Below are 14,226 nucleotides of genomic sequence, written 5' to 3'. Positions count from 1 at the left end.
GCTCAGTCCTCCTTCGCCAGCAGGCAGGCGGCGTCGCCGCGCACGAAGCCGGCTGCGCTCACTGCCGCCAGCCAGTCGAGATCGTGCTCCAGCGCCGCGCGGCCGCGTTCGCGCGCCCAGAACACCGGGCCGCCCTCCCAGCGCGGAAAGCCGTAGCCGTTGATCAGCACCAGGTCGACATCGGCCGCGTGGCCGGCCACGCCTTCGGCCAGCAGCAGCGCCGCTTCGTTGACCATGGCCAGCAGCGCGCGGCGCACGATTTCGGCATCGTCGAGCGGCCGGGCGGCGATGCCGTTGGCGGCGCGCGACTGCTCGATCACCTCGCGCACCAGGGGATCGGGCTGGCCGCCCCTGGCGCCGGCCTGGTAGCGATAGTAGCCGGCGCCGGTCTTGCGTCCCAGGCGTCCGGCTTCGCACAGGCGGTCGGCAATGTCGACATAGCGGGCGCGCGGATCGCGCGTGGCGGCCTGGCTCTGGCGCATGCGCCAGGCAATGTCGAGGCCGGACATGTCGGCCACCGCGAACGGCCCCATGGCAAAGCCGAAGGCTTCGAGCGCGGCGTCCACCTGTTCCGGATATGCGCCCTCCTCGATCAAAAATTCGCACTGGCGCCGGTAGGCGGCGTACACGCGGTTGCCGATAAAGCCGAAGGCGTTGCCGGTCAGGATGGGCAGCTTGCGCAGGCGCCGGCCGACGGCCAGGCCGGTGGCCAGCACCTCGGGCGCGGTGGCCGCGCCGCGCACTACCTCCAGCAGGCGCATGACGTTGGCGGGGCTGAAGAAATGCAGCCCTAGCACATCGCCCGGGCGCGAGGTGGCGCCGGCAATCGCGTCGAGGTCGAGGTAGGAGGTATTGCTTGCCAGGATGGCGCCGGGGCGCATGACGGCGTCCAGGCGCGCAAACACCTGCTGCTTGACGGCCAGGTCCTCGAACACGGCTTCGATCACCAGGTCGGCCTCGGCCAGGCGACTCCAGTCGAGGCTGCGCTCCAGGCTGCCCAGCCGCTGGGCGGCGGCTTCGGCGCTCAAGCGGCCACGCTTGAGGCGGTCGGCGTACAGGTCGGCGATATTGTTGCCGCCGCGTTCGAGCGCGGCCGGGTCCTGCTCGACCAGCAACACCCGGTAGCCGGCATCGAGCGCGGCAATCGCGATGCCGGCGCCCATGGTGCCGGCGCCCAGCACCGCGATCAGCTCGACCGGGCGCGGCGCCACGCCGGCCAGCGCCGGATGCCTGGCCGAGGCCCGTTCGGCAAAGAACAGGTGGCGCAGCGCCCGCGCCTCGACCGACAGGCGCAATTGCTGGAACATGGCGCGCTCGGCGGCGAGGCCTGGCTCCATGTCCGCCAGCGCCGCCTGGCCGACGGCCTCGATCGCGGCCCGCACGGCGGGACGCTCGCGGCCGGCGCGCAAGGCGGCTGCCGAGGCTGCGGCCAGCTCTTCGGCGGTGCATGCCGGTGCGGTGCGCTCGCGCAGCAGCGACCTGGTGCCGATCAGCCGGCGCGCGCAGGCGAGCGCCTCCTGGCGCAGGTCGCCGGCGGCGATGGCGTCGAGCATGCCCAGCGCCAGCGCTTCGCTTGCCGCCACCCGCTCACCGCTGCAAACAAGGTCGATGGCCTTGGGCAGGCCGACCAGGCGCGGCAGGCGCTGGGTGCCGCCGGCGCCGGGGATGATGCCCAGAGTCACTTCCGGCAGCCCCACCACCGTGCCCGGCGCGGCGATACGGTAGTCGCAGCCCAGCGCCAGCTCGTAGCCGCCGCCTAGCGCGGCGCCATGCAGCGCCGCCACCACCGGTTTGCCGCAACCCTCAATGGCTTTGATGATGGCCGGCAGTTGCGGGTCCTGCAAGGGCTGGCCGAATTCCTTCAGGTCGGAGCCGGCGATAAAGGTGGTGCCGGCGCCGATGATCACCGCCGCCCGCAGGGTGCCATCGTGTGCCACGGTGTCGATGGCGGCCAGCAGGCCCGCGCGCACGGCGGCCGAGCCGGCATTGATCGGCGGGTTGTCGATCACGATGACAGCGATATCGCCATCGCGCTCGAGCCGAACCTGTGCTGTGCTCAATGGGGCTCCCATCACGCGCCCAGCACCAGCACGCCGTCGGCGGCGCGCACGCCACGGCCGACCTCGAGCACGAAGACCGGGTTGATTTCCGCTTCCACCAGGCGTTCACCGAGTTGCGAGGCCATGCGCGAGAACGCGACGATGGCGTCCACCAGCGCATTGACATCGGCCTTCGGGCGGCCGCGGAAGCCGTCGAGCAGCGGCCAGGTTTTCAGTTCGCGCGCCATCTCCAGCGCGTCCGCGCGGCTCAAGCCGCCGGACGGCGGCAGCAGGCGCATGGTGGTGTCCTTGAACAGCTCGGCCATCACGCCGCCCATGCCCAGCAGCACGGCAGTACCCAGCGCGTCGCGGTGCACGCCGAGGATGAATTCGGCGCCGCCCGACACCATCTCCTGCACCAGGAAGCGGCTCGGCGTGACGCCGGCCCTGGCCGTCACGTCCTCGATCATCAGGGCCAGGCGTTCGCCGACCTGCGCCACCGGCACGGCCACGGCCACGCCGCCGACATCGCTTTTATGGGTGATCTCGGACGACAGGATCTTGAGCACCACCTTGTCGCCGAACGTGGCGGCGGCGGCCTGCGCCTCGGCCGGCGTGGTGACAATCTGTTCGCGCACCGACGGCACGCCGAAGCGGGCAAACAGGGCCTTGGCCTGTGCCTCGTCGAGCGAACCGGAGCCAAAGTCGTCGATGGCGACCGGGCTGCACGGCTCGCCGCTGTCGATCTGCGCCGGCGCGCGCGCCAGTTGCAGCATCGCGCCCAGCGCGGCGGCGCAACTCTCCGGCGCGGTATAGGCCGGCACGCCGCGCTGGTTGAACAGCGCCATCAGCTCGGGCGCGTGCGGGCTGACGTAGGCCAGGATCGGCTTGTCGCTGTTGGCCAGGCAGTCCTGGATCGCACCGGCCATCAGTTCCGGCATGGCCAGCGCCGACGAGCCGACGATGATGATCAGCGCGTCGTAGGTCGGGCTGTCGAGCAAGGCGTTGATGGCGCCGCGCAGCAGGTCCGGCTTGAGGCCGGCCAGCGTGACATCGATCGGATTGCGGTCCAGCGCCGCCTCCTCGCCCGTCTGCAGCGCGCGCAGGCGTGCGGCGGTGGCTTCGTCGGGCGCCGGCGCGTCGAAGCCGGTCACGCCCAGCGCATCGGAAATCAGGGTGCCGGCGCCGCCGGTGGAAGTAAGAATGGCGACGCGCTTGCCGCGCAAGACGCGGCCGTTGGTCAGCGCGGCAGGAATGTCGAGGAAGTCGGCGAAGGTCTGCGCGCGGATCACGCCGACCTGCCTGAACAGGGCGTCGTACATGCGGTCGGCGCCGGCCATGGCGCCGGTATGCGACACGGCGGCGCGGGCGCCGGCTTCGGAGCGGCCGATCTTGAACGCCACCACCGGCTTGCCCGCTTGCGCGGCGCGCAGGCAGGCGGCGCGGAATTTCTCGGGGTTGCGCACGGTTTCGACATACAGCGCGATGACGCGGGTGGCCTCGTCGTCGACCAGGTAGTCGATGAAGTCGGCCAGTTCCAGGTCGACCTCGTTGCTGGTCGAGACCAGCTTGGACATGCCGATGCCGCGCGCGGCCGCGCGCGACATCAGCGCGCCGAGGATGCCGCCGCTTTGCGACACCAGTCCCACCGCACCAACCGGGAAGCGATCCATTTCCAGCGCGCCGCTGGCCGACAGCGGAATGTCGTCGGTCAGGTTGACCAGGCCGATGGTGTTCGGTCCGAGCAGGCGCATGCTGCCCGCCGCTTCGATCAGTTCCTGCTGGCGGCGCAGGCCCGCCTCGCCGGTCTCGCCGAAGCCGCTGGCCAGCACGATGGCGGCGGCGCAGCCCCTGGCGGCCAGTTCGCGCACCGCGCCGATGGCGCGCTCGGCGCCGACGCAGACCATGGCGACGTCTGGCGCGGCCGGCAGAGAGGCGATGTCGGGGTAGCAGCGCAGGCCGTCAATGGTGTCGACGCGCGGGTTGACGGGATAGATTTCGCCCGCGTAGCCGTGCTTGCGCAGGTAGGCGATGGGACGTCCGGCGGTCTTGCTGGCGTCGCCGGAGGCGCCGATGATGGCGACGCTGCGCGGTTTGAAAAGAAGGGAAATGGCGTTCATGTCTGGTCTCGTCGTTGATCTTTGAAAGGCTGCGCGCGGTGCGCGCTTGCCTGTTTTCGCTTATTTTTTCTCGGCGGCCTTGGCCAGGAAGGCCATCACCGATGCGCGGTGTTCGGTGCTGGTGTAGCAGATGCCTTGCGCCTGGCTACCCATCGCAAACACCTGCGTGGCCGACAGCTCGAAGCTCTGGTTGAGGATGGTTTTACCGAGCGCCAGCGCGGTGCCCGATCCCTTGCCCAGTTCCGCCGCCCAGGCTTGCGCGGACGCCACCAGTTGATCGGCGGGCACCAGGCGGTCGGCGATGCCCAGTTGCAGCGCTTCGGGCGCGGCGACCTTGCGGCCCGAGAAAATCAGGTCCTTGGCTTTCGACAGGCCGATGCGGCGCGGCAGGAAATACATGCCGCCGCCATCGGGGATGATGCCGCGGTTGATATACGACCAGGTGAAGCTGGCGTCGTCGGCGGCGACGATGAAGTCGCACGCCAGCGCGGTGTCGGCGCCGAGGCCCGAGGCGGCGCCGTTGACGGCGGCAATCACCGGCTTGGGCATGGTAAACAGCAGGCCTTGCGTGTGGTGCACGCGCTGCTGGCGGTGCCAGCCGTTGTAGGCGATATCGCCGGCCGGCGCCTGCATGCGTTGCTCCATGCCGGAGATGTCGCCGCCGGCGCAGAAGCCCTTGCCGTTGCCGGTGATGACCAGCGCCTTGATGGCCTTGTCGGCGGCAACTGTTTCCAGCGCGGCAATGAACTCGCTGCGCATGGCGTCGCTCATGGCGTTGCGCTTTTCCGGGCGGTTGAAATAAATGGTCGCGATGCCGGCGTCGACCCGCAGGTCGATCAGGGTGAGAGCAGTCATTGGATGTTCCTTCGATTAAATAATTGGGGCACGTGATATCTCCTGGCGGGCCGATTCCGGCTCTCTTCATGCGCGCCGGTCATCGGGGAACGGCGCGTGCGGTGATGGATACAGTGTAGTGAATTCTCTTGCGAGCGCATCAGCCAGATTCCATCTAATGGAATTGCTTTCTCACTCGTTCATGCGCTACCATGGGTCAGAACAAACAACAACAGGCCGGGAAATTCCTCACCATCGCATCGGCCGGTCAAACAGGAGCACACCATGAAACAGCTTTCCACGCCCGCCAACGCGGTCACGCGACAGGAGCGGCCATCGCAGAATCGCTCGCTCGAACGGGGCCTGGCGATCCTCAAAGCCTTCCGCCCGGGATCGGACGTGATGGGGAACGGCGATATCGCCGACAAGACCGGCCTGGCGCGCTCGACCGTGAGCCGCCTGACGCAGACGCTGGTGCACGAGGGCATGCTGGAATACGATCCGCAGCGACGCGGCTACCGGCTCGGCGTCGCGGTACTGAGTCTGGCGCTGGCGATGCGCTTGAGCAATCAGGCGCTGCAGGTGGCCAAACCGCTGATGCGCGAGGCCTCGGAAAAGTTCCGGGTCAACGTCGGCCTGGCCATTGCGGACGGCGACGAGATGGTGTATCTCGAATCGATACGCTACAACCGCAAGGTGGTGCTGCGCACCATCGTCTCGGGCCAGCGCATCCCGATCGAACTGACGTCGCTGGGAAGAGCCTATCTGGCGGTGGCGCCGGTGCCGGCGCGCGAACGTTTTCTGGCGCGGCTCAAGGCGCGCGGTTCGGCCAAGTCGCCGGCGCAGGACCGCGAGACGATGGAAGGAGAGATCTTCGCGGCGATCGACAGCGTGCAGCGCCATGGCTACTGCGCGGCCGCCTGGCAGCCCGAGGTGGTCGCCCTGGCGACGCCGATCGCCATGCCCCACTGCGCCATCCACATCCTGAACATGAGCGTGACCACGGCCGAACCGTTCGACTCGGTGGTCGACGAGCTGCGCGGCCCCCTGCTCGCGCTGCGCGACGCGATCCAGGCTGCCTGGCACCGCTAGTGCCAGCGCCAGCGCCAGCGCCGCCATGGCGCCCAATTCCACTGCATGGAATTACATCATTGCCAATCAATTGACACTGCCACAATAATCGGGATCTCCACCACATTACCCGAGGAAAATGGCATGAAGTTGTCCCCCTTTCTGATTGCCGCTGCGGCGCTCGCCTGCGGCCAGGCCACGGCGCAATCGAGCGTCAACGTCTTCGGCGTGGCCGACGCGGCCATGCGCGTGTTCGACAACGACGGCGCCCGAACCTGGACCATCGGCAGCGGCGGCTATGCGGCGAGCCGGATCGGCGTGCGCGCCACGGAAGCGTTGGGCGACGGCCTCTACGCAGGCGCATGGATGGAGGGCACCGTCAACTACAACAATGGCACCGGCAACAGCGCGCGCCTGTGGAACCGCCGCTCGACCGTCAGCCTGGGCGGGAAGTTCGGCGAACTGCGCGTGGGACACGATCTGACGCCCAGCTACACCGCGTTCGGCGAATTCGACGTGTTCGGCGTCAGCGGCCTGGCCGACCAGGGGAAATTCTACTCGACCGCGTTCGGCAGCGGCATCGAGGCGACCGGCCTGTGGGCGCGCGCCGACAATATCGTCAGCTATTTCACGCCCGACACCCTGGGCGGTTTTTACGCCAATGTCGCGGTCGCCGCCGGCGAGGGCAAGCCGGCGCAAAAGTATCGCGGCACGCGTATCGGCTATGCCGACCAGCAGCTCAACCTGAGCGCCGCGATCGGCAATTTCGACGGCATCGCCGGCATGCTGCGGCGCACCTCGCTGTCGGCCTCGTACAGCTTGCCGATGGCCACCCTGATCGCCTCGACGGTGCGCAACGAATACCTGGGCGCGGCGCGACTGGTGACCCAGATCGGCGCGGTCGTGCCGCTGCCGGTAGGCAAACTGCGCGCCAACTACACCTGGATCGGCTCGACAGGAACGCTGGCCGGCGTGCCGGTTGGCGCCGACGACGCCACCCAACTGGCCGTGGGCTACACCGTCGATGTATCGCGCCGCACCACGCTGTACGCCACCTACGTCGACCTGCGCAACCAGGGCAACGCCAGGTTCGCCGTCGCCACCGCCCAGGGACTGGGCGCGGGCGGGCGCTCGCGCGGCGCCGAAACCGGCATCAGCCATCGCTTCTGAGCGCGCCGCCGTCCCCTCCCCCATCTCGACAGACAATGACCATCACCATGCCCTCCCGCCATCCGATTTTGCACACCACGCGCCTGGCTTTGCCGGCGCTTGCCATCGCCGCGCTTTGCGCGTGCACCACCCCGGCCGGCCGGTCGGCCCAAGCACCGCTGCAAACCCGCACGATCGCCGTGCTGACGGTCGACGGCCTGCGCTTCAAGGACCACAACAAGAACGGCGTGCTCGACGGCTACGAGGACTGGCGCAACAGTGCCCAGCAACGCGCGCGCGACCTGGTGGCGCGCATGACGCTCGACGAAAAGGCCGGCGCCATGATGCATGCCAATCCGCCGTCGACCGCCTCCGGCACCATCCCTGGCGCGGGCACCGCATGGGAGCGGCCGGGGATCGACCAGTTACTGCTCGACCAACACATCACCGCGTTCCTAAACCGCCTCAACACCGACGTCGCCGCCATGGCGCGGCAAGCCAATGAACTGCAGGCAACGGCCGAACGGGGACGGCTCGGCATTCCGGTCACGCTGAGCTCGGACCCGCGCAACCAGTTCCAGTCCTCGCAGGGGATCAGCGTGGGCGCCGGCAGCTTCACGCAATGGCCAGATCCGGCCGGCATGGCCGCCACCGGCGACGCCGAGCTGGTGCGACGCTTCGCCGACAGCGTACGCCAGGAATACCTGGCCGTCGGCATCCGCATGGCGCTGTCGCCGCAGGCCGACCTGGCCATCAATCCGCGCTGGCACCGCAGCAACGGCACCTTTGGCGGCGACCGCGAGACGGCGCGCCGGCTGGTCAACGCCTACGTCACCGGCATGCAGTCCGGCGCGACCGGGCTGCATGCCGACAGCGTCGTCTCGGTGGTCAAGCACTGGGTCGGCTACGGCGCGACCGGGCCGCAAGGCTATGACGCCCACAACCATTACGGCCGCCACATGCAGGTCGGGACCGATACCATCGAAGACCATATCTATCCGTTTACCGGCGCCTTCGCCGCGCAGGTGGGCGCGGTCATGCCGACCTACGGCCAGCCGGGACCGGGCCTGATGGTGCAAGGCGCCGATGGGCCAATCGAGCAGGTCGGCATCGGTTTTAACCGGCAGATGCTGGGCGAAGTGCTGCGCGGGCGCTTCGGTTTTGACGGCGTGGTGCTGAGCGACTGGCAGATCACCGACGACTGCCTCGCCGGCTGCCGCGACGGCGCACCCGCCGGCCAGAAACCCAACCCGGCCGACATCGCCATGCCGTGGGGCGTGGAGGAGCTGTCGAAGGAAAGCCGCTTCGCCAAGGCGGTCGAGGCCGGCGTCGACCAGTTCGGCGGCGCCAAAGATCCGCAGTATATTATCTCGGCGGTGCGCAACGGCCGCTTGCAGCTTGCCGCGCTGGACCGCGCGGTGACCCGCATCATGCTGCAGAAATTCCAGCTGGGACTGTTTGAAGCCCCCTACGTCGATGTCGACGCCGCCAGCGGCGTGGTCGGCAACGCCGGCTTCCAGGCGATGGCGCTCGACGCCCAGCGCCGCTCGGCGGTGCTGGTGCAGAACCAGGCCCACACGCTGCCGCTGAAGGCGCCGGCCGCACGCAAGGTCTTCCTGTACCAGATCGATCCGGCCAGCGCGCGGCGGCGCGGTTTCAACGTGGTCGACACCGTCGAGCAGGCCGACTTCGCCATCATGGCCATCGCCACGCCCAGCGAAGTGCTGCATCCGCAACACTTTTTCGGCTCGCGCTACCGCGAAGGCGACACCGCTTTCAAGGCCGGCGGCGCCAGCTACGAGGCCTTCAGGCGCATCAGCGCCAAAGTGCCCACGGTGGTGTCGGTGTATATGGACCGGCCGGCCGACCTGAGCGCCTTGATCCCAGCAGCGGCGGCCATCGTCGTCCATTTCGGCCTCGGGGCCGACGCGCTGTTCGACATGCTGACAGGGGAGCGGCCGTTCGAAGGCCGGCTGCCCTACGATTTGCCGCTGTCGATCACCGTACCGGCGCCACAGGGCCAGCTCGCCACCCGCATGGGGCAAGGCTTGCGCGACTGACGCGATCCACCATACATTCAACAGGAGCAATCATGAAAAAATTCACCACGCTGACGTTCGGCCTGGCACTGACCCTTGCGGGCGTCGGCGGCGCCGCCAGCGGCGCCGATTTCGGCCCGGAGCAGTTTATCGAAACCAGCGTCGCGCGTCATGCGGCGTTCTACGTCGGCGGCGAATATGTCAGCGCCGACGGCAAGGACCTGATGGCCGGCCAGATGTATGTGGAGGGCTGGGCACCGCGCAAGATCACCCGCAAGTACCCGCTGGTGTTCCTGCACGGCCTGGGACAAACCGGCGTCAACTGGATGGCCACGCCGGACGGACGCAAGGGATGGGCCGATTATTTCGTCGACCACGGTTATGTGGTCTACCTGATCGACCAGCCCAGCCGCGGTCGCTCGCCGGCGCTGCCCGGCGCCGACAAACTGCGCACCAGCGACGTGGCGCTGGTGCAGCGGCTGTTTACGGCCTCCGAGCGCTACCGGGCCTGGCCGCAGGCAGCGCGCCATACCCAGTGGCCGGGCGGCGGCGAAGCGCCGGCCACCCGGGGCGATCCGGTGTTCGACGATTTTTATCGCGCCATCGTGCCGTCGGTAGCCGATAACGCGAAGAGCGAGCAACTGGTGCAAACAGCGATGGTCGCGCTGCTCGACAAGATCGGCCCGGCCGTGCTGCTCACGCATTCGCAGGCGGGCTTGTTCGGCTGGTCGGTGGCCGACGCGCGGCCGGCGCTGGTCAAGGCCATCGTCGCCATCGAACCGTCGGGGCCGCCGTTTCAGAATGCCACGCAGAGCGTGCGCGAACTGGCCTGGGGACTGACCAATATCGCGGTGACCTACACGCCGGCCGTGACAAATCCGGCCGACATCGCGATCGAGCAGCAGAGCGCGGCCGACGGCGAGGATCTGGTCAAGTGCTGGCTGCAGCGCAGCCCGGCGCGCAAACTGACGCATCTGCAAACCACGCCGGTGCTGGTGGTGACGGGCGAGGCGTCGTACCACGCCCCGTACGACCATTGCAGCGCCGCCTTTCTGCGGCAAGCGGGCGTGCCCGCCACGCACTGGCGCCTCGAACAGCAAGGCATCCACGGCAACGGGCATTTGATGATGCTGGAGAAAAATAACTTGCTGATCGCCGAACGCCTCGAGCGCTGGCTGGCCGACAACGTCAAGTAACGCCGGCCGGCCCATTTGCCGGCCCCCATTCCATCGACCATCGACTCAATACCATGAAAAATTATAAACTTGCAGCAACCGCCGCAGCCCTGGCCTGCGCCCTGTCCCTCATGAGCGCCCCGGCGGCGGCGCAAAGCGCCGATGCGCAGCGGGTCGGCGTGAACGGCAAAGTGCTTGAGAGCATCCCGTTAGCCAACATGCTCGACGGCGGCGCGGCGCGCAGCCTACGCATGCGCCAGGTCACCATCGATCCCGGCGGCCTGCTGCCCTTGCACAGCCATGCAGACCGCCCGTCGGTGTCGTATGTATTGCGCGGCACGGTGACCGAGACGTTCGAGGACACGGGCGAATCGAGACGGCTGAGCGCGGGGCAGTCCTACGAGACCCACGGCGCGCGCCGCCACGCGCTGCAAAACCTGGAACAGGAGCCGGCGGTGTTTATCGAAGTCGATTTGCCGCGCTGACCGGCGCGCGCCGCGCCGGGGCCAGCAGTGCCGCAGGCGTGTCGGCCACCGTGAAGCGGCCCACCTGGCCCAGCAGGGCCTGCGCCTGTTCGCGCATGCTCGCTGCTGCGGCGGCGGCCTGTTCGACCAGCGCGGCATTCTGCTGGGTCATCTCGTCCATCTGGCCGATGGCCATGTTGACCTGCTCGATGCCCTCGCTTTGCTGCTCGCTGGCGAGCGTGATCTCGCCCATGATCTCGGCCACCTTGCGCACGCTCTCGACCACCTCGCTCATGGTCTGGCCGGCGTGGTCGACCAGCCGGCCGCCCTCGTCGACCTTGTCGACCGAGTCGTTGATCAGCGTCTTGATCTCCTTGGCCGCCGAGGCCGAACGCTGGGCCAGGTTGCGCACCTCGGACGCCACCACCGCGAAACCGCGGCCCTGCTCGCCGGCGCGCGCCGCCTCGACGGCGGCATTGAGCGCCAGGATATTGGTCTGGAAGGCGATGCCGTCGATGACGCCGATGATGTCGACGATCTTGCCGGAACTGGCCTTGATCGAGCCCATGGTCTCGACCACCTTGCCGACCACGGCCCCGCCGCGCACGGCGATGCCGCTGGCAGTGACCACCAGCTCGTTGGCGTGGCGGGCATTGTCGGCGTTCTGCCGCACGGTACTGGTCAGTTCCTCCATCGAACTGGCCGTTTCCTCGAGCGCGCCGGCCTGCGCTTCGGTGCGGGCCGACAGGTCGGCGTTGCCGCTGGCGATCTCCTGGGCCGCCACGGTGATGGTGTCGGTCGACAGGCGCACGTCGCCAACCAGCTGCGACAGGCTGCCGTTCATCTCGCCCAGCGCATCGAGCAACTGGCCGGTTTCGTCGCGCGCCCGGTTCTCCACGCGCGAGGTCAGGTCGCCGGCGGCCACGCGGCGCGCCAGCGCCACCGCGCGTTCGAGCGGCTGCACGATCGAGCGGCCCAGCGCGATGGCCAGCGTGCTGCCCAGCAGCAGGATCGTGACGCCGAGCGCGATCATCAGGTTACGGCTGGCGACGTTGATTTGTTCGATATGCTGGCCAGCCTCGTCGATCTGGCGGCGCTGCTCGCCCAGCAGCGCGGCGGCAGCGGCCAGATAGACCACGCTCTTCGGCGTGTAGATCTCACGCAGCATCTGGCGCGCCTCGTCGCTCTTGCCCTCCTTCTTGAGCGCCATGATGGTGTCGCGGGTGCCAAGGAAATCCTTGCGGCGCGCGCCCAGTTCTGCGAACAGCTTCTTCTCGACGTCGGTATCCATGCGCGCCTCGACCTCCTTTTGCAACCCCTCCGAGGCGGCGGCCGAGGCCTTGGCGGTGGCGGCGAAAAACTCGGCCACACCGGGGTCGTTGCTGACGATGATGGAGGTGGCGCGCGGTACCGCCGCGAACATATTGCGATACCAGTCTTGCAAGATCCGCTCGGTGGCCATCGGCTCGTCGATCATCGTGCGGGTGGCTGCGGCCACGCCGTTCAGGCGCGCGATGCTGACCACGATGGCGATCAGCGACAACAACAGGATGCTGGCAAAGCCGAAGACGAGGCGCCGTTTGACGCTGATATTGCTGAATAATTCAATCATGCTGGACTTTCCATGGGAAAACACGCCGCGGCCGCGCGGCAAGGCGATCATCTTAGCCGGTAAGTATGTGCAATTGGGCACTCTGTTACCAGGAACCAACAGTCAAATTAATAGCAGAAAAAAAGAAAGCCCGTCCGCACCGACGGCGCGGACGGGCCATGCCCTTCATCACTCTTCCTGGAAGGCCTCTTCCCGCTTCGATTTGATCGACGGCAAGGTAACCACCAGTACCAGCACGGCGGCGGCGCACAGCAAGCCCAGCGACAGCGGGCGCGTGTAGAAGACCGAGAAATCGCCCTGCGACAGCAGCAGCGAGCGGCGGAAATTCTCCTCCATCATTGGCCCCAGCACGAAACCGAGCAACAGCGGCGCGCCTTCACAGCCAAGCTTGTTGAACACATAGCCGAGCAACCCGAACGCGGCCGTCATGAAAACGTCGAAGGCGCTGTTGTTGACCGTGTACACGCCGATACAGCAGAACACCAGGATCGATGGATACAGCAGACGGTACGGTACCTTGAGCAACTTGACCCAGATGCCGATCAGCGGCAGGTTCAGCACCACCAGCATCAGGTTGCCGACCCACATCGACACCACCAGGCCCCAGAACAGGGTCGGGTTGCTGGTCATCACCTGTGGCCCGGGCTGGATGTTGTGGATCATCATGGCGCCGACCATCAGCGCCATCACGGCGTTGGGTGGAATGCCGAGCGTGAGCAGCGGAATGAACGACGTTTGCGCGGCCGCGTTGTTGGCCGCTTCCGGCCCGGCCACGCCCTCGATGGCGCCCTTGCCGAATTCGTCGCGGTTCCTGGCGACCTTCTTTTCCAGCGAATAGGAACCGAACGACGACAGCGCCGCGCCACCGCCGGGCAGTATGCCCAGCACCGAGCCGAGCAGCGTACCGCGCAACATCGGCGCTATCATGCGGCGGAAATCTTCCTTGCTCGGCAGCATGCTGGTGACCTTGTTGGTGAACACCTCGCGGTCGCCCTTCTGTTCCAGGTTCTTGATCACCTCGGCAAAACCGAACACCCCCATCGCCACCGCCACGAAGCCGATGCCGTCCGACAACTGCGGGATATCGTAGGCGTAGCGCGAGACGCCGCTGGTCACGTCGGTGCCGACCAGGCCGCCGAGCAGGCCGAGGCAGATCATGGCGACGGCCTTGAGCAGCGAGCCCGAGGCCAGCACCACGGCGCCGACCAGGCCGAGCACCATCAGCGAAAAATACTCGGCCGGACCGAACTTGAAGGCCAGCGCCGCCAGCGGCACGGCGAACGCGGCCAGCAGCAAGGTACCGACGCAGCCGGCGAAAAACGAACCGATGGCGGCGGTCGACAGGGCCACGCCGGCGCGACCGCGGCGCGCCATCTGGTAGCCGTCCAGGCAGGTCACCACCGACGAGGTCTCGCCCGGCAGGTTGACCAGGATCGCCGTGGTCGAGCCGCCATACTGGGCGCCGTAATAGATACCGGCGAGCATGATCAGCCCGCCCAGCGGCGGCAACGCGTAAGTGGCCGGCAGCAGCATGGCGATGGTGGCGACCGGGCCGAGCCCTGGCAGCACGCCGATCAGGGTGCCGATGACGACGCCGACGAAACAGTACAGCAGGTTCATCGGCAATGAGGCGGTCATGCCGAGCAGCGAGACCGGTTCAAACGCGAGCACCGCGCCGAAACCGATCGACATATGAGAGAGAAAAGCTTCCATGGTCTATCCC

At 67.7% G+C, this 14,226-nt stretch carries 10 protein-coding genes; 5 read left to right on the top strand and 5 right to left on the bottom strand.

The window, feature by feature from the left end; genetic code table 11:
* Positions 1 to 2 precede the first annotated feature (2 nt).
* From CD932_RS27065 to CD932_RS27055, 3 genes are read right to left on the bottom strand one after another with little or no spacing between them, the layout of a single operon-like run.
* Complete coding sequence (locus tag CD932_RS27065; protein ID WP_369679854.1) at positions 3 to 2,060, bottom strand: 3-hydroxyacyl-CoA dehydrogenase NAD-binding domain-containing protein; 2,058 nt, start codon at positions 2,058 to 2,060, stop codon at positions 3 to 5.
* Between the two features lie 11 nt (positions 2,061 to 2,071).
* Positions 2,072 to 4,159: an acetate--CoA ligase family protein gene (locus CD932_RS27060; RefSeq protein WP_094445984.1), complete on the bottom strand. Its 2,088-nt coding sequence runs from the start codon at positions 4,157 to 4,159 to the stop codon at positions 2,072 to 2,074.
* Between the two features lie 60 nt (positions 4,160 to 4,219).
* The gene (locus CD932_RS27055; RefSeq protein ID WP_094445983.1) at positions 4,220 to 5,014 is read right to left on the bottom strand and encodes an enoyl-CoA hydratase/isomerase family protein; all 795 of its coding nucleotides are present in this window, start codon (positions 5,012 to 5,014) and stop codon (positions 4,220 to 4,222) included.
* Positions 5,015 to 5,278: 264 nt separating this feature from the next.
* On the opposite strand from CD932_RS27055, the gene CD932_RS27050 reads away from it, so the two are divergent.
* The 5 genes from CD932_RS27050 (at position 5,279) to CD932_RS27030 (ending at position 10,912) form a co-directional block, all read left to right on the top strand.
* Complete coding sequence (locus CD932_RS27050; RefSeq protein ID WP_094445982.1) at positions 5,279 to 6,085, top strand: IclR family transcriptional regulator; 807 nt, start codon at positions 5,279 to 5,281, stop codon at positions 6,083 to 6,085.
* Between the two features lie 123 nt (positions 6,086 to 6,208).
* A complete protein-coding gene (locus CD932_RS27045) occupies positions 6,209 to 7,234 on the top strand; it encodes a porin (protein WP_176461154.1) in 1,026 nt (341 codons plus the stop codon).
* 35 nt (positions 7,235 to 7,269) lie between these two features.
* The gene (locus CD932_RS27040) at positions 7,270 to 9,273 is read left to right on the top strand and encodes a glycoside hydrolase family 3 protein (protein WP_254926781.1); all 2,004 of its coding nucleotides are present in this window, start codon (positions 7,270 to 7,272) and stop codon (positions 9,271 to 9,273) included.
* A 32-nt stretch (positions 9,274 to 9,305) separates the two neighbouring features.
* Positions 9,306 to 10,448: an alpha/beta hydrolase gene (locus tag CD932_RS27035; protein WP_254926780.1), complete on the top strand. Its 1,143-nt coding sequence runs from the start codon at positions 9,306 to 9,308 to the stop codon at positions 10,446 to 10,448.
* Positions 10,449 to 10,501: 53 nt separating this feature from the next.
* Entirely contained in the window at positions 10,502 to 10,912 is a 411-nt protein-coding gene (locus CD932_RS27030) for a cupin domain-containing protein (RefSeq protein WP_094445980.1), read from the top strand.
* On the opposite strand, the gene CD932_RS27025 is transcribed toward CD932_RS27030, so the two are convergent.
* Both CD932_RS27025 and CD932_RS27020 read right to left on the bottom strand, forming a co-directional pair.
* Positions 10,887 to 12,503 (bottom strand): methyl-accepting chemotaxis protein, encoded by a 1,617-nt coding sequence (locus CD932_RS27025; protein ID WP_094446143.1) that lies wholly within the window; start codon positions 12,501 to 12,503, stop codon positions 10,887 to 10,889. The two genes, CD932_RS27030 and CD932_RS27025, sit on opposite strands and share 26 nt — an antisense overlap.
* A gap of 168 nt (positions 12,504 to 12,671) precedes the next feature.
* Positions 12,672 to 14,216: a tripartite tricarboxylate transporter permease gene (locus tag CD932_RS27020; protein WP_094445979.1), complete on the bottom strand. Its 1,545-nt coding sequence runs from the start codon at positions 14,214 to 14,216 to the stop codon at positions 12,672 to 12,674.
* Between the last annotated feature and the right edge of the window lie 10 nt (positions 14,217 to 14,226).

The sequence above is a fragment of the Janthinobacterium sp. PC23-8 genome (assembly GCF_002250505.1).
In the GTDB taxonomy this organism is placed as follows: Bacteria; Pseudomonadota; Gammaproteobacteria; order Burkholderiales; family Burkholderiaceae_D; genus Janthinobacterium.
Note: the sequence above shows the minus strand (reverse complement) of the source record. Positions and strands in the feature narration are given on the sequence as shown.

Bases quoted from the DNA above. Each gene is read 5' to 3' on its own strand.
- CD932_RS27060 (WP_094445984.1), bottom strand. From the start codon at position 4,159: ATGAACGCCATTTCCCTTCTTTTCAAACCGCGCAGCGTCGCCATCATC.
- CD932_RS27055 (WP_094445983.1), bottom strand. From the start codon at position 5,014: ATGACTGCTCTCACCCTGATCGACCTGCGGGTCGACGCCGGCATCGCG.
- CD932_RS27050 (WP_094445982.1), top strand. From the start codon at position 5,279: ATGAAACAGCTTTCCACGCCCGCCAACGCGGTCACGCGACAGGAGCGG.
- CD932_RS27045 (WP_176461154.1), top strand. From the start codon at position 6,209: ATGAAGTTGTCCCCCTTTCTGATTGCCGCTGCGGCGCTCGCCTGCGGC.
- CD932_RS27040 (WP_254926781.1), top strand. From the start codon at position 7,270: ATGACCATCACCATGCCCTCCCGCCATCCGATTTTGCACACCACGCGC.
- CD932_RS27035 (WP_254926780.1), top strand. From the start codon at position 9,306: ATGAAAAAATTCACCACGCTGACGTTCGGCCTGGCACTGACCCTTGCG.
- CD932_RS27030 (WP_094445980.1), top strand. From the start codon at position 10,502: ATGAAAAATTATAAACTTGCAGCAACCGCCGCAGCCCTGGCCTGCGCC.
- CD932_RS27025 (WP_094446143.1), bottom strand. From the start codon at position 12,503: ATGATTGAATTATTCAGCAATATCAGCGTCAAACGGCGCCTCGTCTTC.
- CD932_RS27020 (WP_094445979.1), bottom strand. From the start codon at position 14,216: ATGGAAGCTTTTCTCTCTCATATGTCGATCGGTTTCGGCGCGGTGCTC.